The 21,333-nt window shown below is 71.8% G+C and carries 20 protein-coding genes, 1 pseudogene and 1 riboswitch; of the genes and pseudogenes, 15 read left to right on the forward strand and 6 right to left on the reverse strand.

The features are described from left to right. Positions 1 to 13 precede the first annotated feature (13 nt). From B5557_RS36830 to B5557_RS36845, 4 genes are all read left to right on the forward strand, one after another. Entirely contained in the window at positions 14 to 1,495 is a 1,482-nt protein-coding gene (locus B5557_RS36830) for an HAD-IA family hydrolase (protein WP_079663547.1), read from the forward strand. A gap of 88 nt (positions 1,496 to 1,583) precedes the next feature. Then, positions 1,584 to 2,681, forward strand: coding sequence for an MFS transporter (locus B5557_RS36835; RefSeq protein ID WP_079663548.1), 1,098 nt, complete (start codon positions 1,584 to 1,586; stop codon positions 2,679 to 2,681). A gap of 180 nt (positions 2,682 to 2,861) precedes the next feature. Continuing rightward, positions 2,862 to 3,650 carry a carbon-nitrogen hydrolase family protein gene (locus B5557_RS36840; RefSeq protein ID WP_079663549.1) on the forward strand — a complete coding sequence of 263 codons (789 nt, stop codon included), beginning with the start codon at positions 2,862 to 2,864 and terminating at the stop codon, positions 3,648 to 3,650. Between the two features lie 40 nt (positions 3,651 to 3,690). Next, positions 3,691 to 5,388 carry a flavin monoamine oxidase family protein gene (locus tag B5557_RS36845; protein WP_079663550.1) on the forward strand — a complete coding sequence of 566 codons (1,698 nt, stop codon included), beginning with the start codon at positions 3,691 to 3,693 and terminating at the stop codon, positions 5,386 to 5,388. 19 nt (positions 5,389 to 5,407) lie between these two features. Here the strand turns inward: B5557_RS36845 and B5557_RS36850 are convergent, their stop codons facing one another. After that, positions 5,408 to 6,169 (reverse strand): DUF5995 family protein, encoded by a 762-nt coding sequence (locus B5557_RS36850; protein ID WP_269460191.1) that lies wholly within the window; start codon positions 6,167 to 6,169, stop codon positions 5,408 to 5,410. Positions 6,170 to 6,318: 149 nt separating this feature from the next. Between B5557_RS36850 and B5557_RS36855 the strand changes: the two genes are divergently transcribed. Beyond that, positions 6,319 to 6,777 carry an acyl-CoA thioesterase gene (locus B5557_RS36855; RefSeq protein ID WP_079663551.1) on the forward strand — a complete coding sequence of 153 codons (459 nt, stop codon included), beginning with the start codon at positions 6,319 to 6,321 and terminating at the stop codon, positions 6,775 to 6,777. Here the strand turns inward: B5557_RS36855 and B5557_RS36860 are convergent. After that, entirely contained in the window at positions 6,737 to 7,960 is a 1,224-nt protein-coding gene (locus B5557_RS36860) for an MFS transporter (RefSeq protein ID WP_443031308.1), read from the reverse strand. The two genes, B5557_RS36855 and B5557_RS36860, sit on opposite strands and share 41 nt — an antisense overlap. A 129-nt stretch (positions 7,961 to 8,089) precedes the next feature. Between B5557_RS36860 and B5557_RS36865 the strand changes: the two genes are divergently transcribed. Then, a complete protein-coding gene (locus B5557_RS36865) occupies positions 8,090 to 9,277 on the forward strand; it encodes an ROK family transcriptional regulator (protein ID WP_079663553.1) in 1,188 nt (395 codons plus the stop codon). Positions 9,278 to 9,497: 220 nt separating this feature from the next. Here the strand turns inward: B5557_RS36865 and B5557_RS36870 are convergent. Further along, positions 9,498 to 9,689 (reverse strand): annotated as a pseudogene (locus tag B5557_RS36870) (NAD-dependent epimerase/dehydratase family protein); the annotation flags it as partial. Between the two features lie 93 nt (positions 9,690 to 9,782). Next, positions 9,783 to 10,001 carry a hypothetical protein gene (locus tag B5557_RS43985; protein WP_079663554.1) on the reverse strand — a complete coding sequence of 73 codons (219 nt, stop codon included), beginning with the start codon at positions 9,999 to 10,001 and terminating at the stop codon, positions 9,783 to 9,785. 460 nt (positions 10,002 to 10,461) lie between these two features. Beyond that, positions 10,462 to 10,592, forward strand: a riboswitch (FMN riboswitch). Between the two features lie 146 nt (positions 10,593 to 10,738). Between B5557_RS43985 and B5557_RS36880 the strand changes: the two genes are divergently transcribed. The 9 genes from B5557_RS36880 (at position 10,739) to B5557_RS36920 (ending at position 18,176) form a co-directional block, all read left to right on the forward strand. Continuing rightward, positions 10,739 to 11,374, forward strand: coding sequence for a riboflavin synthase (locus B5557_RS36880; protein WP_079663555.1), 636 nt, complete (start codon positions 10,739 to 10,741; stop codon positions 11,372 to 11,374). Next, positions 11,371 to 12,012: a nicotinamide mononucleotide transporter family protein gene (locus tag B5557_RS36885; protein ID WP_079663556.1), complete on the forward strand. Its 642-nt coding sequence runs from the start codon at positions 11,371 to 11,373 to the stop codon at positions 12,010 to 12,012. The genes B5557_RS36880 and B5557_RS36885 overlap by 4 nt, the downstream gene beginning before the upstream one ends. Beyond that, on the forward strand, positions 12,009 to 13,298 hold the full coding sequence (locus B5557_RS36890) for a bifunctional 3,4-dihydroxy-2-butanone-4-phosphate synthase/GTP cyclohydrolase II (RefSeq protein WP_079663557.1): 1,290 nt from the start codon (positions 12,009 to 12,011) through the stop codon (positions 13,296 to 13,298). Before B5557_RS36885 ends, B5557_RS36890 begins: the two co-directional genes overlap by 4 nt. A 64-nt stretch (positions 13,299 to 13,362) precedes the next feature. Then, positions 13,363 to 13,848, forward strand: coding sequence for a 6,7-dimethyl-8-ribityllumazine synthase (gene ribH, locus B5557_RS36895; protein WP_079663558.1), 486 nt, complete (start codon positions 13,363 to 13,365; stop codon positions 13,846 to 13,848). Between the two features lie 34 nt (positions 13,849 to 13,882). Then, positions 13,883 to 14,155 carry a phosphoribosyl-ATP diphosphatase gene (locus tag B5557_RS36900; protein ID WP_079665193.1) on the forward strand — a complete coding sequence of 91 codons (273 nt, stop codon included), beginning with the start codon at positions 13,883 to 13,885 and terminating at the stop codon, positions 14,153 to 14,155. Positions 14,156 to 14,199: 44 nt separating this feature from the next. Next, positions 14,200 to 15,057, forward strand: a complete 858-nt coding sequence (gene hisG, locus B5557_RS36905; protein ID WP_079663559.1) for an ATP phosphoribosyltransferase — start codon at positions 14,200 to 14,202, stop codon at positions 15,055 to 15,057. Positions 15,058 to 15,079: 22 nt separating this feature from the next. After that, complete coding sequence (locus B5557_RS36910) at positions 15,080 to 15,562, forward strand: PH domain-containing protein (protein WP_079663560.1); 483 nt, start codon at positions 15,080 to 15,082, stop codon at positions 15,560 to 15,562. Positions 15,563 to 15,768: 206 nt separating this feature from the next. Next, positions 15,769 to 17,094 (forward strand): hemolysin family protein, encoded by a 1,326-nt coding sequence (locus tag B5557_RS36915; protein WP_079663561.1) that lies wholly within the window; start codon positions 15,769 to 15,771, stop codon positions 17,092 to 17,094. Beyond that, the gene (locus tag B5557_RS36920) at positions 17,091 to 18,176 is read left to right on the forward strand and encodes a hemolysin family protein (protein WP_079663562.1); all 1,086 of its coding nucleotides are present in this window, start codon (positions 17,091 to 17,093) and stop codon (positions 18,174 to 18,176) included. Before B5557_RS36915 ends, B5557_RS36920 begins: the two co-directional genes overlap by 4 nt. 53 nt (positions 18,177 to 18,229) lie before the next feature. On the opposite strand, the gene B5557_RS36925 is transcribed toward B5557_RS36920, so the two are convergent. Then, the gene (locus tag B5557_RS36925) at positions 18,230 to 20,113 is read right to left on the reverse strand and encodes an AAA family ATPase (RefSeq protein ID WP_079663563.1); all 1,884 of its coding nucleotides are present in this window, start codon (positions 20,111 to 20,113) and stop codon (positions 18,230 to 18,232) included. Positions 20,114 to 20,551: 438 nt separating this feature from the next. Beyond that, a complete protein-coding gene (locus tag B5557_RS36930) occupies positions 20,552 to 21,202 on the reverse strand; it encodes a uridine kinase family protein (protein ID WP_079665194.1) in 651 nt (216 codons plus the stop codon). Positions 21,203 to 21,333: the final 131 nt, after the last annotated feature.

Consider the following 21,333-nt stretch of genomic DNA (forward strand, 5'->3'; position numbering starts at 1 on the left):
GAAAGAGGCAACCGTGACCCAACTCCCCCTCCAGGCCGTTCTGTTCGACATGGACGGCACGCTCGTCGACACCGAGCGACTGTGGTGGGAGGCGGTGGAACAGGTGGCCGGACGGCCCCTGACCGCGGCGGACCGGCCGGAGGTGCTCGGCCGTCCCGTCGAGCACACCGCCCACTGGCTGGCCACCACCACGGGCCGGCCGGCGCCGGAGCTCGCCGAGGTGCTCCACCGGGAGTTCGCGGACCGCGTCCGCACCGGCATCGTGCCGCGCCCCGGCGCGCTCGCCCTGCTCGGCGCCCTGGCCCGGGAGGGCGTGCCGACGGCCCTGGTGACCGCGTCGCCCAGGGCGGTCGCCGACACGATCCTCGACGCCCTCGGCGCGAGCCACTTCGCCGTCACCGTCACCGCCGACGACACCGAGTACACCAAGCCCGCCCCCGACCCCTACCTGGCTGCCTGCCGCGCCCTCGGCGTCGACCCGGCCGCCTGTGTGGCCGTCGAGGACACCGAGACCGGCGTGACCTCCGCCGAGGCGGCCGGCTGCACCGTGCTGGCGGTGCCGTCGCTGGCGCCCATCGGGAGCGCGCCCGGCCGGACCGTCCTGGCCGGCCTGCAGGGCGTCACCGCCGGGCTGCTGCGCTCACTGCTGCCGCACCGGCTCCGCGTCATGACCTGGAACCTCTGGTGCGGCGGGACGAAGGTCCGCGATCACCGGGCCAAACAGCTCAAGATCCTCACCGAGACCGACGTGGACGTGGTCGGCCTCCAGGAGACGTACGGCACCGCGACCGAGGAACTCGCCGAAGCCCTCGGCTGGTACCACCACCGGGCCGGGGAGAACCTCGGGATCATCAGCCGCCACCCGATCACGGCCGCCCTCGGCGACCCCGACGTCGGCTTCTACGGCGCGGTGGGCGTCCGCGTCGACGTCGACGGCAGCGAGGTCGACGTGTGGACGGCCCATCTGGACTGCGCTCCGTACGGACCCTACGAGTCCGCCTTCGACGATCTCGACGCGCAGACTTTGATCGCCCACGAGGGGGAGCGGCTCGCGCGGCTGCAAGACGCCCTGCGCCGGATCGAAGCGGGTCCGGACGTGCCCGTCGTCCTCGTCGGCGACTTCAACTGCCCCTCCCACCTTGACCGGCCCGACGTCGCCTGGCCGGTGACCAGGGCCGCCGAGGACGCCGGTTTCGCCGACTCCTACCGCGTGGCACACCCCGACCCCGTGCGGGAGCCCGGCGCCACCTGGTCTCCGGTCCACGTCGAGCACGAGGACGGCAGCGGACGCCCGGAACCGCAGGACCGGATCGACTTCGTGCTCCACCGGGGCCTCAGGGTGCTCGACTCCCGCACCCTTGTCACCGGCAGCCCCCGGCGGTGGCCGAACGTCGAGGACAACGACTGGCCCTCCGACCACGCCGCGGTCATCACCACGTTCGCGGTCCCCGGAAATCCGGTGGGCGGCGCGGTCCGAGCCGTCTACCATCGGTGACATGACCTGGCGACATTGATCCACGACCGGCCCCGACACCCGTCGACTGACCGCCACGCTGTACGCGTACGCGTTCCTCGACGAGTTCGTGCTGCTCTACCCGGTGTATGCGCTGCTGATGGCGGACAGCGGCCTGTCGGTCGGGCAGATCTCCTCCCTCTTCTTCCTGTGGTCGCTGACCGGCGTCCTGCTGGAGGTCCCCTCGGGCGCCTGGGCGGACGCCGTCTCACGTCGGCTGCTGCTGTGGCTCGGCCCGCTGCTGGGCGGGGCCGGCTTCGCGCTGTGGGTGCTGTTCCCGTCGTACTGGGCCTTCGCGGCCGGCTTCGTGCTGTGGGGCGCGCGCGGCGCCCTGGGCTCCGGGGCGCTGGAGGCGCTGGTGTACGAGGAACTGGACCGGGCCGGCGCGGCGGACCGGTACGCCCGGGTCATGGGCCGTGCGCACGCGGTGGGTCAGGCGGCCGTCATGGCGGCCATGGGCCTGGCCGGGCCGGTCTTCGCGCTCGGCGGCTATCCGGCCGTCGGCGCGGCGAGCGTGCTGGCCTGTCTGCTCTGCGCCGCGACCGCGACCCGCTTTCCCGAGCACCGGTCCCCGGACGCCGAGGCCGACGAGGGTCTCGCCGCCACGCTGCGCGACGGACTCGTCGGCGCCCGCCGGGACCGCGGCGTCCTCGGCGCCCTGCTGCTGGTCCCGGCCGTCACGGCGGTGTGGAGCGCGCTCGACGAGTACACCTCGCTGCTGGTCAGGGAGACCGGCGTACCCGACGCCGCCGTCCCCTATCTGCTCGTCGTGATCTGGGCCGGCGTCACGGCCGGCAGCCTGCTCTCCGGGAGGGCCGAGCGCCTCGACGGCAGCGGCCTCGCCGTGCTCCTCGCCGGCGCCGCGCTCGCCCTGGCGGCCGGCGCGCTGACGGGGAAGCCGGCCGGCATCGTCCTCGTTGCCCTCGCCTTCGGCGGCTTCCAGCTCGCGACCGTCCTGGCCGACGTCCGGCTCCAGCAGCGCATCGACGGCGCCGGCCGGGCCACCGTGACGTCTGTCGCGGGCCTCGGCACGGAACTGCTGACCATCGGCGTCTACGGCGCGTACGGCGCCCTCGGGTCGGCCTTCTCCCACGGCGCCGTGTTCGCGCTGTGCGCCGTGCCGTACCTGGTGACGGCGCTGATCGTGGCCGTGGGACGGCGGAAGTGAGGACACGCAACGAATCGCCGCCCGAGCCCCGACGCACGCAACGAACCGCTCACCGGCACGCAACGGCTCCTTCTTGTCCGGCCCGCGCGGCCGACCGTACCGTCTATCTGGCCCCTCGAAGGGCCGCCCGAACGGCCCTTGAACGGCCCCCTGAACCCCTTGTACCGGTGAGGATCACGCATGCGCACCGCCCTGCTCCAGAGCTCCGGCCGCCCCGGCTCCGTCGTCGAGAACCTCAAGGTCCTCGACGAGGCCGCGGGCCGGGCCGCCGCCGCGGGCGCCGGGCTGCTGGTCGCGCCGGAGCTGTTCCTGACCGGCTACGCGATCGGCGACGACATCGCCCGCCTCGCCGAACCCGCCGACGGGGACTCCGCGGACGCCGTCGCCGAGCTCGCCGCCCGGCACGGGCTCGCGATCGCGTACGGCTACCCGGAGCGCGACGGCGAGACGGTGTACAACGCGGCCCAGCTCGTCTCCGCCGACGGCGCCCGGCTCGCCGGCTACCGCAAGACCCACCTCTTCGGCTGCTTCGAGCACGAGCACTTCACGCCCGGCGACCGGCCGGTGGTCCAGGCCGAGCTGAACGGCCTCACCATCGGCCTCATGATCTGCTACGACGTCGAGTTCCCGGAGAACGTCCGTGCCCACGCCCTCGCCGGCACCGACCTCCTCGTCGTGCCGACCGCGCAGATGCACCCCTTCCAGTTCGTCGCCGAGTCGATGATCCCGGTGCGCGCCTTCGAGAACCAGATGTACGTCGCCTACGTCAACCGGGTCGGCCGGGAAGGGGAGTTCGAGTTCGTCGGGCTCTCCACCCTCGCCGGCCCCGACGGGGTCGCCCGGGCCCGCGCAGGACGCGGCGAGGAACTGCTGTTCGCCGACGCCGACCCGGTCGCCCTCGCCGCCTCCCGCGAGGCGAACCCGTATCTGAAGGACCGCCGCCCCGGCCTCTACGGGTCCCTGGTCTGACGCCCTCCCCCTCATTTCCCGTGCTAGGAGTCCGTACCCCATGACGTCCACCGTGCCCAACGCCGTCGAGCACGCAGACGAGCAGCAGTCGCCGATCACCATGTTCGGCCCGGACTTCCCGTACGCGTACGACGACTTCCTCGCCCATCCGGCGGGGCTCGGCCAGATCCCCGCGACCGAGCACGGCGCCGAGGTCGCCGTCATCGGCGGCGGACTGTCGGGCATCGTGGCCGCGTACGAGCTGATGAAGATGGGCCTGAAGCCGGTCGTCTACGAGGCCGACCGGATCGGCGGGCGACTGCGCACGGTGGGCTTCGACGGCTGCGACCCTTCCCTCACCGCGGAGATGGGCGCGATGCGCTTCCCGCCGTCCTCCACGGCCCTGCAGCACTACATCGACCTGGTGGGCCTGCGGACCCGGCCCTTCCCCAACCCCCTCGCCGAGGCGACCCCTTCGACCGTCGTCGACCTCAAGGGCGAGTCGCACTACGCCGAGACCGCCGAGGATCTCCCGCAGGTCTACCGCGATGTCGCCGCCGCCTGGAACAAGTGCCTGCAGGACGGCGCCGACTTCTCCGACATGAACCGCGCCCTGCGGGAGCGGGACGTGCCGCGCATCCGCGAGATCTGGGCGAGGCTCGTCGAGAAGCTCGACAACCAGACCTTCTACGGCTTCCTCTGCGACTCCGAGGCCTTCAGGTCCTTCCGCCACCGCGAGATCTTCGGCCAGGTCGGCTTCGGCACCGGCGGCTGGGACACCGACTTCCCGAACTCCATCCTGGAGATCCTGCGCGTCGTCTACACCGAGGCCGACGACCATCACCGGGGCATCGTCGGCGGCTCCCAGCAGTTGCCGCTGCGGCTCTGGGAACGCGAGCCGGAGAAGATCGTCCACTGGCCGTACGGGACCTCGCTCGCGGGCCTGCACGAGGGCGGCGAGCCCCGCCCGGCCGTCACCCGGCTGCACCGCACCGCCGGCAACCGGATCACCGTGACGGACGCGCACGGCGACATCCGCACCTACCGGGCGGCGATCTTCACCGCCCAGTCCTGGATGCTGCTGTCGAAGATCGCCTGCGACGACTCGCTCTTCCCGATCGACCACTGGACCGCCATCGAGCGCACCCACTACATGGAGTCCAGCAAGCTGTTCGTGCCCGTCGACAGGCCGTTCTGGCTGGACAAGGACGAGCAGACCGGCCGTGACGTGATGTCGATGACCCTCACCGACCGCATGACGCGCGGAACGTACCTGCTCGACGACGGCCCCGACAAACCCGCCGTCATCTGCCTCTCCTACACCTGGTGCGACGACAGCCTGAAGTGGCTGCCGCTGTCCGCGAACGAGCGGATGGAGGTCATGCTGAAGTCGCTCGGCGAGATCTACCCGAAGGTCGACATCAGGAAGCACATCATCGGCAGTCCGGTGACCGTCTCCTGGGAGAACGAGCCCTACTTCATGGGCGCGTTCAAGGCCAACCTGCCCGGCCACTACCGCTACCAGCGGCGCCTGTTCACGCACTTCATGCAGGACCGGCTGCCCGAGGACAAGCGGGGCGTCTTCCTCGCCGGCGACGACATCTCCTGGACGGCCGGCTGGGCCGAGGGCGCCGTCCAGACCGCGCTGAACGCGGTCTGGGGCGTCATGCACCACTTCGGCGGGGCGACCGACGCGAGCAACCCGGGCCCGGGCGACGTGTACGACGAGATCGCGCCGGTGGAACTCCCGGAGGACTGAGACCTCGCCGTACGAGGTCTCACAGCGGGGTGAGCATCATGCGGCCCGCGAAGCCGACGGCGGTGTCGAGCCGCCCGGTGAACTCCTCGGCCACGTCGGGGAGTCGGCGCAGCGCCCACAGCGCCCGGGCCGCCGTCCAGGTGGCGTCCCGGGCGCGTTCCAGGCTCCAGGAGCCGAGCAGGTGGGTGAGGGGGTCGGCGATCTGCAAGAGGTCGGGGCCCGGCATCAGCTCCTCACGGATGCGTTCCTCCAGGGAGACGAGAAGATCGCCCACGCGGTCGAACTCGTCCTCCAGCTCGGCCGGTTCGCAGCCGAGGCTACGACAGGCGTCCACGACGGCGAGTGCGAGGTCGTGCCCGATGTGCGCGTTGATGCCCGCGAGCGCGAACTGCAGGGGGCGTACGCCGGGATGGCGGCGGAACTGCAGCAGCGGACGCCAGCAGGCCGGTGGATGCGGGAAGGCCGGTGGAGGCGGGAAGACCGGTGGGCGCCGGTCGACCGGCGCGGGTTCCACTGCGCTCAGGTAGCGCTCCGCGAACCGTACGTCCAGTGTGGCGGCGGACCGCGCGTCCGGGAAGCGGCCGGTGTCGATGCGCCGGTCCACCTCCTGGGTCACCGCGAGGTAGACGCGGTTGAAGACCGCGATCCCGTCCCAGGCAGGCAGGGCGGCGTCGAGGGCACGCATCCGGTCGAGCACGTCGTCGACGCTCGTGTCGATCGTGTCCACGCGCGGCTCGACGTCTGTCCCGACGGGAGCGGTGAACTGTTCCAAGTGCGGCATGGGGGCAGGGTCGCAGTCCTGGGCGGCCCCGCGGGTCGGCGGGCCCGACGCTTCCCCGGAACGGGGGAACGAGACGTGCGGGTGAGCGACCGCTTAGTCAGCCCGTAGGATGGGGAGCGTCGTCTCATACCTGCACAGGAGTCCCATCCGTGACCGCCGAAGCCCCGATCGCCCCCGCCCTGTCCTACGGCCGGCTGATCCCCGTCACCGTCCACTTCGACGACCTGGACGCGCTCGGCATGCTGCACAACGCCCGCTACCCGCTGCTCGTCGAGCGAGCCTGGACGGAGTTCTGGCAGGCCAACGGCGTGCGCTTCGACGGCGACTGGGCGAGCGCCGGGGACGCCTGCAACGTGGTGAGGGAACTGCTGATCGGCTACGAGGCCCCGGTCACCCGCACCGGCGCCTACGCCGTCCACCTCTGGCTGGAGCGGCTGGGCGCCACGAGCCTGACCTACGGCTTCCGGCTCTGCTCGGCGGACGGCGCCACGACCTACGCGCGGGGCACCCGCGTCCTGGTGCGCCTGGACGCGAGCACCCTGCGCCCCACGCCGTGGAGCGACGCCTTCAGGGCCGCGGGCCGGGCACTGCTGCGGCCTGCGCACTGACCTTCGCGCCTGTCCGCCCGTCGCCGCCCCGCAGCACCGGCGCGAACACCGCGAGCCCGCACGACAGCGCCGTCACCACACCGAACGACACCATCAGGCTGGTCGCCTGCGCCACCCCGCCGATCAGACTCGGGGCGATCAGCCCGGAGGTGTACGTGATCGTCGCGACGCCCGCGATGGCCTGGCTGGGGTTCGGCCCGCTGTGACCGGCCGCGGCGAAGCACAGCGGTACGACGACCGCGATGCCCAGCCCCATCAGCCCGAACCCGCCCATCGCCACCGCCGGGTGCCCCGCGACGACGATCAACAGCCCGCCCAGCGCGGCGAGGACGCCGCCCGCCCGGACGGTGCGCACCGCGCCGAACCGGTTCACCAGCGCGTCGCCCGCGATCCGGGCCACCGCCATCGTGAACATGAAGCCGGTCGTGCAGGCCGCCGCGACCCCGGCCGACGAGTCGAGCTCGTCGCGCAGGTACACGGCCGACCAGTCCAGGCTCGCGCCCTCTGCGAACACCGCGCAGAACCCGACCGCGCCGATCAGCAGCGCCGAGCGGGGCGGCAGCGCGAACCGCGGGGGCGGCTCCTCGTCCTCGGTGGGCCGCAGGTCCAGCACCCAGCGGCAGAACAGCAGGCCGAGGACGGTCAGCACGGCCGCCGCCAGCAGGTGGTGCAGGCGGGCGTCCGACCCCAGGTGTGCGGCGAGCGTCCCGCCCGCCGAGCCGATCAGGGCGCCCGCGCTCCACATGCCGTGCAGTCCCGACATGATCGACCTGCCCAGCAGCCGTTCCACCTCCACGCCGAGCGCGTTCATCGCGACGTCGGCCATGCCGGAGGTCGCGCCGTAGACGAACATCGCCAGGCAGAGCGTGAGCAGGTTCGGCGCGAGGGAGGGCAGCGTCAGCGCCAGCGTCCACAGCGCGAGCAGTCCGCGCAGGGCCGTACGGCTGCCGAAACGGTGGGTGACCGAGCCGGCCAGCGGCATCGCGCAGGCCGCCCCGAACGCCGTGAAGGCGAGCGCGAACCCGAGCTGGCCGGTGGACACACCGGCGTGGTCCTGGATCCACGGCACGCGGGTGGCGAACGAACCGGTGACCGCGCCGTGCACGGTGAACACGGCCGCCACGGCGTACCGGGCGCGCCGCACCTCAGCCGGTGCGTGGATCACTTCGGCCACTCCGCTCATTCTTCCGCCTCCAGCCTTCGCGCCGCGCCGTCGCGATGCCGACGTAAACTATCAGGAACCCTGCCTGATAAATAGAGGGCGCTACGACGGCCGCCTGGAGCCCTCGACCGCCGTGGGAGGATTCCCGCCATGCCCGCATCCCCGAGCACCGCCCGGGCCATCAACGACCGGCTCGCCCTGCGGCTGCTGCAACACGAAGGCCCGTTGACGGCAGGGCAGTTGAAGCAGCTCACCGGCCTGTCCCGGCCCACGGTCGCCGACCTCGTCGAACGCCTCGCCGTCGCCGGTCTGATCGACGTCGTCGGAGAGGCGGGCGAGCAGCGCCGCGGACCCAACGCCCGGCTCTACGGCATCGTCGCCGACCGCGCCCACCTGGCCGCGCTGGACGTGCGCACGGACGGCGTCGCCGTGCTGGTGTCGGACCTGGTCGGCCGGGTGCTCGCCGAGGCATCCGTGCCGATCGGCGGCGACACGGGCACCGGGACGGCCGTGGAACAGGCGGTCACGCTGGTGGAGCGGACGGCGAAGGAGGCAGGGGTCGACCGGCTGCACAGCCTCGGCATCGGCGCGCCCGGCCTGATCGACCCGGCCTGCGGCGAACTGCGCGACTCCGGCGGGCTGCCCGAGTGGCACCGCCGCCTGGTGGCCGCCCTGCAGGAACGGTTCCCGCTCGCCCACGCACACGTCGAGAACGAGACCAACCTCGCCGCACTGGCGGAACAGCGCGAGGGCGCCGCCCGGGACCGCGACACCTTCGTCCTGCTGTGGCTCGGCCACGGCATCGGCGCGGCCGTCGTCCTGGACGGCGCCCTGCGCCGCGGAGCCTCCGGCGGCACCGGCGAGATCGGCTTCCTGCCCGTCCCGGGCACCGGCGGCCTGCCCTCGGCGACGGACTGCGAGGGCGGCTTCCACTCCCTGGCCGGCTCGGCGGCGATCGCCGCACTGGCGGGGGAGCACGGCCTGACGGCGGCGGCCGCGCACCCCGCCGAACCGGTGGCGGCGGCACTGGTCCGGCAGGCGGTGCAGCCGGCTCCCGGCGCCGCCGCCGACCGCTTCCTCGACGCCCTCGCCGACCGGCTCACCCTCGGCGTCGCCTCCGTCGTCGCCGTCCTCGACCCCGGCTGTGTGGTCCTCGGCGGCGAGGTCGGACAGGCCGGCGGTGAGGCGCTCGCCGACCGGGTGGCCCAACGCCTCCGCCGCATGGCCCCGCTCCCCACGGAGGTCCGCCCCAGCACCCTCGGCGGCGCCGCAGTCCTGCGCGGCGCCCTGCTCACGGCCCGAGAGTCGGCCCAGGAGGAACTCTTCGGGGCGCGATAGCCCCGGAGGGAACTTCTCCGGCCGGAGGCTCTCGGGCCGGCGCGCCGCCGGGCCGCAGAGATTCGGGGCACGGTGTTGCGGGGGTCGGAGCAGTTGGGAGTGCGGTGGCGCGTGGACCGCAGGTTTCGGGGTGGGGTGATGGTGGGGTCGGGGTGGGTCAGTGGGGGGTGTGGGTTGTGAGGTAGTTCTCGAACGTGCCCTTTCCCACCGCCCGTTCCGGGGCCAGGTGGCCTCCGGTGCGGAAGCCCCGATAGGCCGCGCCCCACGGCCCGGCCCCGCCCCTGCGCAGGTCGACGGCGTACGGCTCGGAGCGCCGGCTCAGCACCCGCACCTCGTGTCCGTCCGCCCGCAGCCGCGCGGTGACGAGCCGGCCGAGGGTTCCACTGCCACCGGTCACCAGGATCGTGCTCATGCTGTTCAGTCCCTTCGGACACCGGACGCTCCCGGTCGGAACGCCCTTCGGCAGCTGAGACCGAACAGCCCCCGCGGAATGTGACAGCCGCTGCTACACCCGCCCGACCTGACGCTCCACAAAGTCCAGCTTCTCCGGATTCATCACGACCTGAACCCCCGCGATCTCCCCGCCGAGACACTCGAACCCGAGCGCGGCCGTCAGCTCGCCGCCGTCCCGGACGAGCAGGCCCGGCGCGCCGTTGAGCTCGACGGTCGTGAACGTGGGACGGGTCGTGAAGTTCCGGAGCAAGCCGGCCAGGAAGCGCAGCACCTTCTCGCGTCCCAGGATCGGCCGCCGGGCCGTGGTGACCCGGCCGCCGCCATCGCTCCACCAGGTGACGTCGGCCGCGAGCAGCCGCTCCAGCGCGGCGAGTTCGCCGTCCCGGGGGGCTGTGACGACTCGTGCGCCGAGCCCAGCATCCGGTAGGCCAGCCCGAACAGCCGGGGGCGGTGGGCCTCGAACTCGTCGGCGCTCGCGGTCGTCATGGGATCACCCTGTCAGAGCCGCGACCGACCGGCCCGAGGAGACCCGGCGGCGGGCAAGGGCCGTCGTCACCGCCACCGGGCCGCACTTCGCAAACCCTAGAAAGGACTAGACCAGTACGTCAATGGGTGGGAGCTGTCCGGGATCGGCCCCGGCCCGAACCGGGCCTGACGGCCTGTGAGCCACCCCACACCCTTCACCTGTATGGACGCCTGCCGGCCGTGGCACACTGGCCGTGTACCTAAAGCAGCGCACTCCGGGGTCGGTGAAAGTCCGAACCGGCGGTTACAGTCCGCGACCCGGTCGCTTCCAGCGGCCGGTTGACCAGGTGAAATTCCTGGACCGACGGTTAAAGTCCGGATGGGAGGCAGTGCGCGGCGGGCGGGCATTCGTGCGCGCCGCCGTATATGTACTCGTCCACGGACGAGTCTGTCCGGCGTCGCCCCCGGTGCCGTCGCCCGTACAAGCTGTCGTCATCGACAGGCCCCGGAGTCCGTGCCCGAAGAGGCAGGAGGACCCGGGAAGTGTTCACCGGAATCGTCGAAGAGCTGGGTGAGGTCACCGCCGTCGAGAATCTCGGCGACGCCTCCCGCTTCCGGCTGCGCGGCCCCGTCGTGACCGACGGCGCGAGGCACGGCGACTCCATCGCTGTGAACGGGGTCTGTCTCACCGTCGTCGAGCACGAGGGCGACGAGTTCACCGCCGACGTCATGGCGGAGACCCTGAACCGCTCCAGCCTTGGCGCCCTCGGCGTCGGCTCCCGCGTCAACCTCGAACGCCCCACCGCCGTCGGCGCCCGCCTCGGCGGGCACATCGTGCAGGGCCATGTCGACGGCACCGGCGCCGTGTTGGAGCGCAAGCCCTCCGAGAACTGGGAGATCATCAAGATCTCCCTCCCCGCCGACCTCACCCGGTACGTGGTGGAGAAGGGTTCCATCACCGTCGACGGCATCAGCCTCACGGTCGTGGACGCCGGACTCGACCACTTCACCGTCAGCCTCATCCCCACCACCCTCGCCCTGACCACGCTCGGCCTCAAGCAGCCCGGCGACCCGGTCAACCTCGAGGTGGACATCGTCGCCAAGTACGTCGAGCGGCTGCTGACCACCACTCAGGGGGCTGCCGCTCAGGGAGCATCCCCTCAGGGAGCGGCGCAGTGAACTCGCTGAACTCCGAGGCCTTCGTCATGTTCGACCAGCACATCCTCTGGTCGGACATGATCGGCAACATTCTCGGCCTGATCACCCTCGCCCTGGGCTGGCGGCGCTCCCTGTGGACCTGGCCGGTGCAGTTCCTCTCCGGCCTCGTCCTCTTCGGCGCCTTCTACGGCCACCTGACCGGCAGCGCGGGCAAGCAGGTCGTCGTCATGGCCGTCGCCCTGTACGGCTGGTGGCAGTGGAACCGGAGCAAGGGCCGGTCCGCGGACGGCGCCATCACCCCGCGCTTCGCCACCTGGCCCGAGCGCGCGGCCATGGTCGGCGCCGCCGCCCTCGGCACGGTCGCCGTCGCCCTGCTCTTCAAGGCCTACCCGTCCCTGTCCTGGGACCCCTGGCCGGACGCCTACATCTTCGTCGGCACCATCGTCGCCATGTACGCCCAGGCGCGCGGCATGGTCGAGTTCTGGATCGCCTGGCTCCTCGTCGACGTCGTCGGCGTCCCCCTGAACTTCGCCAACGGCTACGCCTTCTCCGGCTTCGTGTACGTCATCTACGGCGCGCTGGTCCTGTGGGGCATGCGCGACTGGTGGCTGCGCTCCCGCAAGGCTTCGCAAACCGCTCTGGAAGGAGCGCCGGCATGAGTACGGCACCGATCCTCTACAGCACGGACGGCATCGAAGACTTCTCCCTCGACCCCGTCGAGCAGGCCATCGCCGACATCGCGGCCGGCCGCCCCGTCGTGGTCGTCGACGACGAGGACCGCGAGAACGAGGGCGACCTCGTCGTCGCCGCCGAGAAGGCCACCCCCGAGATCGTCGCCTTCATGATGAGCGAGTGCCGCGGCCTGATCTGCGCCCCCATGGAGAGCGACGAGCTGGAGCGCCTGAACCTCCCGCAGATGGTCGAGGACAACACCGAGTCGATGAAGACCGCGTTCACGGTCTCCGTCGACGCGAGCGCCGCCCACGGCGTCACCACCGGCATCTCCGCCGCGGACCGAGCCACCACCCTCCAACTGCTGGCGAGCGGTCAGGCGCAGGCCACCGACTTCGTCCGCCCCGGACACGTGTTCCCCCTGCGGGCCAAGCCCGGCGGCGTCCTGACCCGCAACGGCCACACCGAGGCCGCCGTCGACCTCGCCCGCCTCGCGGGGCTGCGCCCGGCCGGCGCGATCGTCGAGATCGCCGGCGAGGACGGCAGGATGCTCCGGCTGCCCGAACTGATCCCGTTCGCCCGCAAGCACGGCCTGACGATCATCTCCATCGAGGACCTGATCGCCTACCGCCGCGGCTCAGAGCCCACCGTCCGGCGTGAGGCCGAGACCCGGCTGCCCACCGTCCACGGCGCCTTCACCGCGTACGGCTACCGCTCCACCGTCGACGGCGTCGAGCATGTCGCCCTCGTCCACGGCGACCTCGGCGACGGCCGTGACGTCCTGGTCCGCGTCCACTCCGAGTGCCTCACCGGCGACGTCTTCGCCTCCCTGCGCTGCGACTGCGGCCCCCAGCTCGACGCGTCCCTGGAGCGCATCCAGAGCGAGGGCCGGGGCGTGGTGGTCTATCTGCGCGGACACGAGGGCCGCGGCATCGGCCTGCTGTCCAAGCTGCGGGCGTACGAGCTCCAGGAACAGGGCCACGACACCCTCGACGCCAACCTGGAGCTGGGCCTGCCCGCCGACGCCCGCGACTACGGGGCCGGCGCACAGATCCTCGAGGACCTCGGCGTGCACAGCGTGCGCCTGATGACCAACAACCCCGAGAAGACCGACGCGCTCGTCCGGCACGGTATCGAGGTGACCAGGCGCGAGCCGATGCCCGTCCAGGCGGGCGAGCACAACATCCGCTACCTGCGCACCAAGCGGGACCGGATGGGACACGACCTGCCCTGGCTGGAGACGGCCCCCGTGTCCCCCTGCGGCAACCAGTAGCACCAGCAGAAGCAGCACAGCCGGTAGCACCAGCAGACCGGTAAGAACAGCACTGAGGAGAGACGTGAGCGGCAAGGGCGCACCGGAACTGTCCGTACGCAATGTGGGTGACTTTCGGGTCGCCGTCATCGCGGCACAGTGGCACGAGAAGGTGATGGACGGTCTGGTCGACGGTGCCCTGCGCGCCCTGCACGACCTGGGCATCGACGAGCCGACCCTGCTGCGGGTCCCCGGCAGCTGGGAGCTCCCCGTCGTCGCCAAGGTGCTGGCCGGGCGGGGCTACGACGCGATCGTCGCCCTCGGCGTCGTCATCCGCGGCGGCACCCCGCACTTCGAGTACGTGTGCCAGGGAGTCACCCAGGGTCTCACCCAGGTCTCCGTCGAGACCGGCGTCCCCATCGGCTTGGGCGTCCTCACCTGCGACACCGAGGAGCAGGCCCTGGACCGGGCCGGCATCGAGGGCTCCCACGAGGACAAGGGCCACGAGGCGGTGACCGCGGCGGTGGCGACCGCGGCCACCCTCCGCTCAGTATCTGAACCCTGGCGGTAGGCCCACCGGCGATACGGCTAGGGTGGGCAGCACCATGTCCAAGAAGACGTTCGAGGAGCTCTTCGCCGAGCTCCAGCAGAAGGCCGCCAACGGCGACCCCACCACTTCCCGCACCGCCGAACTGGTCGGGAAGGGCGTCCATGCCATCGGCAAGAAGGTCGTCGAAGAGGCCGCCGAGGTCTGGATGGCGGCCGAGTACGAGGGCAAGGAGGCAGCCGCCGAGGAGATCTCGCAGCTGCTCTACCACGTCCAGGTGATGATGGTCGCCCGCGGAATCTCGCTGGACGACGTGTACGCCCACCTGTAAGCCGTATCCGCACCCACTCCGCACGAACGAAGGAAGCTCGCCTCATGCTGCGCATCGCCGTCCCCAACAAGGGTTCCCTGTCAGGCCCTGCGGCGGAGATGCTGCATGAGGCCGGCTACCAGCAGCGCCGGGAGTCCAAGGAGCTGCGGATCGTCGACCCGGGGAACGAGGTCGAGTTCTTCTACCTCCGCCCCCGCGACATCGCGATCTACGTCTCCTCCGGCCGCCTCGACATCGGCGTCACCGGCCGCGATCTGCTGATCGACTCCGGCGCCAACGCCGAGGAGATCCTCCCGCTCGGCTTCGCCCGCTCCACCTTCCGGTTCGCCGCCAAGCCGGGCACCGCGACCGGCGTCGAGGACCTCAAGGGCAAGACGGTCGCCACCTCCTACGAGGGCATCGTCGCGGGGCACCTCGCCGAACAGGGCATCGACGCCGCCGTCGTCCACCTCGACGGCGCCGTCGAGACGGCCATCGAACTGGGCGTCGCCGAGGTCATCGCCGACGTCGTCGAAACCGGCACCTCGCTGCGCAACGCGGGCCTGGAGGTCTTCGGCGACCCCATCATGACGTCCGAGGCCGTCGTGATCCGCCGCACCGGCGCGGACACCGAGGACGCCACCGAGCCGAAGGTGCAGCAGTTCCTGCGCCGCCTCCAGGGCGTCCTGGTCGCCCGGACGTACGTGATGATGGACTACGACTGCCGCGTCGAGCAGTTGGAGAAGGCCGTCGCGCTGACCCCGGGCCTGGAGTCGCCGACCGTCTCCCCGCTGCACAACGAGGGCTGGGTCGCCGTCCGCGCCATGGTCCCCGCCAAGGAAGCCCAGCGGATCATGGACGACCTGTACGACATCGGCGCGCGCGCCATCCTGACCACGGCCATCCACGCCTGCCGCCTCTGAGGCCCGAGAGATCCACGCGACGATGTCCAGACTGCCGGGTGGCGACCTGCCCACCCTCCCCGTCACCTTCCGGCCGGCCCGCACCCGCGCGGTGCTGCTCACGGCCGGGGTGGCGATCCTGCTCACCATCTCCACCATCGCGATGCTGCTGGAGAAACTCGGCCCGGGGGAGCGGCTCAGCTTCATCCTCACCGGCGCCCTCATCTTCTGGGCGCTGGCCCGGCTCGCCCGCGTGCGGGTCGTCGCCGACGACTCCGGCGTCACTGTGGTGAACATCGCAAGCAGGCGGCGGCTCGACTGGGCGGAGATCATCCAGGTGAACCTCCGTCCGGGCGACCCCTGGGTGTTTTTGAATCTCACCGACGGCACCAGCCTGCCCGCGCTCGGGATCCAGCCCGGCATCGACAAGCAGCAGGCCATCGCCGACACGCGCACCCTGCGGGCCCTCGCGGAAACCCGGTCCGGCCGGGACCCCGAAACGTCCCCAGGGCAAGATCAGGGCTGACTCGGGGCCGCCCACCCTGCCGCTGGAGCCCCTGTCTTGATTAATCTGGTGACGGAGGCGTTCCCCTTGTGCCTCCGCCCCTGTTGTGCCCTGCCGGGCTCACAGGGGTTCCTGCTACCCGAGGAGTGACTCCCTCCGGCGATGGACGGTTCGTCCTGTAGTACCTGCGCCGCCCCCACCCGACCTGGTTCGGAGGCGGCGGCATCATGACCATCCCCTTGCTGCTCCTGGCAGCCGCGTTCCTGCTCATCCTCGCCAACGGCTTCTTCGTCGCCGCCGAGTTCGGCCTCGTCACGGTCGAACGCCCGGAGGCCGAGAAAGCCGCGGCCGAGGGCGACAGACGAGCCCGTACGGTCGTCGAGTCGCTGAAGGAGCTGTCCTTCCAGCTGTCCGGCACCCAACTCGGCATCACCATCACCTCCCTCGTCGTCGGCATGCTCGCCGAACCGGCGCTGGCGGAGCTGCTGCACACCCCGTTCAGCGCGATCGGCATCCCCGAGGGCGCCGTCTCCGGGGGCGCCGTGGTCGTCGGCATGCTGCTGGCGTCCGCCGTGCAGATGGTGATCGGCGAACTCGTGCCCAAGAACTGGGCGGTGTCCAAGCCCCTGCAGGTCGCGCGGTTCGTCGCGGGCCCGCAAGCCGGCTTCTCCCGCCTCTTCCGGCCGGTGATCTCGGCCCTCAACACCGTCGCCAACCGCCTGGTGCGCGCCCTGGGCGTCGAGCCCACCGAGGAGCTGGCCTCCGCCCGCACCCCCGGCGAACTCGTCTCCCTGGCCCGTCACTCGGCCCAGGCCGGCGCCCTCGAACAGGACACGGCCGACCTCTTCGTACGGACGCTGTCGCTGGCCGAGCTGACCGCGCAGCACGTCATGACCCCGCGCGTGAAGGTCAGCGCCCTGCAGTCCTCGGCCACCGCGGAGGACGTGGTCAACCTGACCCGGGCCACCGGCCTGTCCCGGTTCCCCGTCTACCGCGAGAAGATCGACGAAATCGTCGGCATGGTCCACCTCAAGGACGCCCTGGCCGTCCCCGTCCACGACCGGCTGCGCACTCCGCTCGCCCGGATCGCCCGCCCGGCGCTGCTGGTCCCCGAGACCCTGCCCGTGCAGCCCCTGCTGGCCCGGCTGCGCAGCGAGCAGCCCATCGCCGTCGTCGTCGACGAGTACGGCGGCACGGCCGGTGTGGTCACCCTGGAGGACATCGTCGAGGAGATCGTCGGCGAGGTCCGCGACGAGCACGACGGCCAGGACACGCCCGAACTCGCCGCGGCCCCGCCCGAGGAGGGCAGGCCCGCCTGGGACGTGGACGGCAGCTGCCGCGTCGACACCCTCCAGCGCATAGGCCTGGAGGTCCCGGAGGGGCCGTACGAGACGGTCGCCGGGCTCGTCGCCGACCTGCTCGGCCGCATCCCGGCCGTCGGCGACCGTACCGAACTGCCCGGCTGGCGGCTCTCGGTACGCCGGGTCGGCCACTACCGGGCCGAACGGGTCCGGCTGGTGCGCACCGGCGTGGTCGTGGAGGTCACCCGATGAGCGTCCTCCAACTCGTCTTCGCCGCGCTGCTCGTGCTCACCAACGGCTTCTTCGTCGGCGCCGAGTTCGCGCTCGTGTCCGTCCGCCGCAGCCAGATCGAACCCCTCGGCACGGCACGGGCCCGCCAGGTCCTGTACGGCCTGGAGCGACTGCCGCAGATGATGGCGGCGGCCCAGTTCGGCATCACCGTCTGCTCCCTCACCCTGGGCGCGGTCGCCGAACCGACGGTCGCCAAGCTGCTGGAACCGCTCTTCGAGGGGATCCACCTCCCGCACGGCATGATCCACCCCCTGGGGTATGTCATAGCCCTGGCCGCGGTGGTCTTCTTCCACCTCGTCATCGGCGAGATGGTGCCGAAGAACCTCGCCATGGCGGCACCGGAGAAGGCCGCGCTGTGGCTCAGCCCCGGTCTGGTCGCCTTCGCCCGCGTCTGCCGGCCGATCACCGTGGCCCTCGGCGCCTGCGCCCGGGGCATCCTGCGGCTCTTCCACGTCGAGCCCAGGGACGAGGTCGAGGCCGTCGTCACCAGCGAGCAGCTCAACCGGCTGCTGGAGGACTCCGGACAGGCCGGGCTCCTCGCCCCCGAGGAGCAGGAGCGGCTGGAGGACGCGCTGGAACTGGGCTCCCGCCCGGTGACGGACGTCCTGTTGAAGCGCGAGTCCCTGGTCACGGTCAGCCCGTCGGTCACCCCGGGCGAGATCGTCGAGCTGACCGCCCGCACCGGCTACTCCCGCTTCCCGGTCGCCGCGGACAACGGCGCCTACATGGGCTACCTGCATGTGAAGGACGTCCTCGACCTGGAAGACTCCGAGCGGGCGGTGCCGCAGCAGGTGTGGCGTCCGATGACGACACTGCGGTCCGAACTCCCGCTGGACGACGCGCTGACGGTGATGCGCCGGGCGGCGACCCATCTGGCGCAGGTCGCCGACGCGTCCGGCAAGGTACTCGGCCTGGTCGCCCTGGAGGACGTACTGGAGCTGCTGGTGGGCGAGGTCACGGACCCCGCGCACCGGGAACTCCCCGAGGTCCGGCTGACGGAGCCCAGGGCGAGCGACGAGCCGGAGCAGGCGCTGGCCAGCTAGGGCGGGCCGCTGGAAGGCGGCCGGTGTGGTGCGGCGTCGAGCCGCGGGGTCCGTCATATCGCCGACGGATCCTGCGGCCCCCGTCCCGACAGCACCTCGCCGTACGCCTGCATCAGGTCCGGCAGCCGCAGTGTCGACAAGTCGTCCCGGGTCAGCATGCCCGGGTAGGTCGACAGCCGCAGATCACGGTACGCGCAGCTCTTCTCGTACAGGGTCCGCAGGAAACGCCCGTTGCCCAGCTCGTCGATCCACCCCTGGTCGACGACGTGCCCGGCGATCGAGCGCAGCTCGTCGAGTGCCTCCTCGTCCCACACGTCACCGTTCTCCGCGGCCAGCACCTCGCCGATGGAGGTCAGCTCCAGGGGCCGGTAGGAGGGGAAGTCGACGCGGGTGGTGAAACGGGAGGACAGTCCGGGGTTCGCGGCGAGCAGGCGGTCCATGCCCTCCGGGTAGCCGGCCAGGATCACCACCAGGTGGTCCCGGTTGTCCTCGGCCCGCTTCAGCAGCACCTGCAACGCCTCGTCGCCGTATGCGTCGCCCTTGCCGTAGCCGGAGTTGGAGAGCGAGTACGCCTCGTCGACGAAGAGGACGCCGCCGAGGGCGGAGTCGATCAGCTCGTTGGCCTTCACCGCCGTCTGGCCGAGGTACTCGCCGACCAGGTCGGCGCGCTGGGCCTCCACGAGATGGTCGCCGCCCAGCAGACCGAGGGCGTAGAAGACACGGCCGAGGATGCGGGCCACCGTGGTCTTGCCGGTGCCGGAGGGCCCGGAGAAGACGAAGTGCCGCTTCGGCGGCTGGACCGGCAGACCCTGCCCGGTCCGCAGGCGGGCCATGTTGAGCTGTGCGGACAGCGCTTTGACCTGGCGTTTCACCGGTTCCAGGCCCACCATGCGCTCCAGCTCGGCCAGCGCCTCCTCGAGTAACACGGGGTCCGTGGGCCCGGCCGGCAGCGGCGAGGGGACGCTGTTCTTCTCCCGCACCGCGGGCTCGGTCACCGGCGGCAGCGGGACGACGGGCGGCAGGTCGGAGGGCTCGCCGAGCCTCAGGTCCCGGCCCTCCGTGCCGAACAGCGGGTCGAAGCCGTCCGGCCCGTCCACCATGTCCTGCCCGACCCCGGTGAGCGTGATCGCCGCGAGGTCGGCCGCGTCGTCGTACCCGTCATAACCGTCGCCCTCGGCGATCGCGGCGAGCCGGGCCGAGGTGTCCATGAAGGCGGCGTCGACGCGGTGCACCGCCCGGTAAAGGGGGAGGGCCGCCGCCGAGCGGCCGGTGCCCTCGTGGGCCCTGGCCAGCCAGTACCGCAGCTCCTTGCGCTGCGGCTGCTCGCTGCGGCAGCGCATCAGCGCCGCCGAGAGCAGCGGCTCGGCCTGCCCGTACATCTCCAGGCGCACCCGGGCCATCCCGCCGAACAGGCCGGCCTCGATGCCCAGCAGCGGATCGTCGAGCAGCGGGTCGGTGTGCCGGACCAGCTGCTCCCAGTCCTTGACCAGATAGGCGCGGCAGGCGTGCAGGAAGCGGACCTGGTGATCGGTGTCGACGGGCGGGAGTCCGGCGAGCGCACGGTCCAGCTCGGGCACATGGCGGCCGTCCAGCCAGTGCGAGGCGTGCGCGAGGAGCAGATCGCGCGGGCTCTCCAGTACCGGCTGAACCCACCAGCCCAGCCAGTACCAGGAGTTGAGCGTGCGGCGGTGCCGGGTGCGCTGCTCGCCGAACCGCTCACGGTGCCGGAACATCCGCAGGAGCGCGGTCGTCGTGTCGACGCGCAGCGCGTGCAGCCCGAGCCAGCCGTCGGCCATCCCGGGATCGATCCGCACCGCCGTGCGGAACTCCTCCTCCGCCTGCGGATAGGCGCCCATCGTGTAGGCGTCCACGCCGCGCAGCCAGGCGAGGTCGGCCGCGTCGGCCGGGGCCTCGGGACCCTGCGTGCCGAAGTCCATCACGTCCCCCACAAACCGTGCCCCCGTCGGTGTGCCGGCGGGTTTCGCCCGTCGGCTGCCTTGGTCGAACCGCTGTGCCGCGGACCGGAGTTGCAAGGTGCGCGCAGCAACTGTCCAGGTCGCACCGAGGGCATCGTACCTGCGTGAGCGTCACCCGCCGTAGGGTGTCGTACCAGCCGCTCGGCGGTGTGGGAGCAGACGGGGGCGCATCCCGCGCGGTGACCCAGAGTGAGCGATCTGTGTCGCGTCGCGTCCGGAAAAGGGGCGGGAGACGGGCTGCGGACAGAACGAAGCCCCCGATCACGGGGGAACAACCGGGGGCTTCGCGTCCGAGGGCGGCTTCAATGCCGCACATTGAGAACGTAAGACCTGTACGGCCCGTCGGTCAAGCGGAGTTGAAGCAGTTGGCGAACTTCGAGCGGAGGGCCCTTCACAGGTTCACCACAATGCGGGTGGTCCCTCACGGTGGGTGACATCCTGGTGCGAACCAAGCTCTCCCGCCGGCCCCGACAGCACCTCGTACCCCTGCTTCAACTGCTGCACCAGCAGATCGGCATACGGTCGTGAGGGATCCTCGGCAAAATGACGGACTTCGGCCGGAACCCACTTGTCCCAGAAGTCCCGCTGTTCCTCTCCGTCCCGCGAGCGTCCACGCGCCCATGCCTCCTCGGGCGGCACATCCATCCACAGCAGGCACGCCAGAAACGGCCGCAGGGCGCGGCGGCCCGCGCCCACTCCCTCGATCAGGACGACGGGAGCGGCCGGGAGCGGCCGGGGCGGGCCGAAGCGGCGGGCGCGCCAGTCGTAGGCGGCGTAGTGCGCGCTCTCGCCCCGCCCGAAGGGCTCGATCACCTGGGGCAGCAGCCGCCCGGTCCACGCGAAGAGCTCGTCGTGGCTGGCGATGTCGTCCAGACGCAGCACCGGCGCGCCCCCCAGCTCCTCGGCGAGCCGGCCGGCGAAGGTCGACTTCCCCGAACCGGCGTGCCCGTCGACGCCGATCAGACGGACCGGCCCGCAGGACGGGGGCAGACGGCGGAGCCGGGAGGCGAGCTGGCGGATGGCGGGTCCTGGGGTGCGGAGAAAGGGCATCGGTTCGGCGCGAAAGTCTACGGCCGCACCGGCGCGCGCCGCGCCCATGCCAGTGACGCGGCGCCCTCTTCATGGGCGTGGCACGGCAAAGGTGCTGGAAGGCGTGCCCGCCCCCGTTCATAGTGGGCGCA

The sequence above is a fragment of the Streptomyces sp. 3214.6 genome, assembly GCF_900129855.1.
GTDB lineage: Bacteria > Actinomycetota > Actinomycetes > Streptomycetales > Streptomycetaceae > Streptomyces > Streptomyces soliscabiei.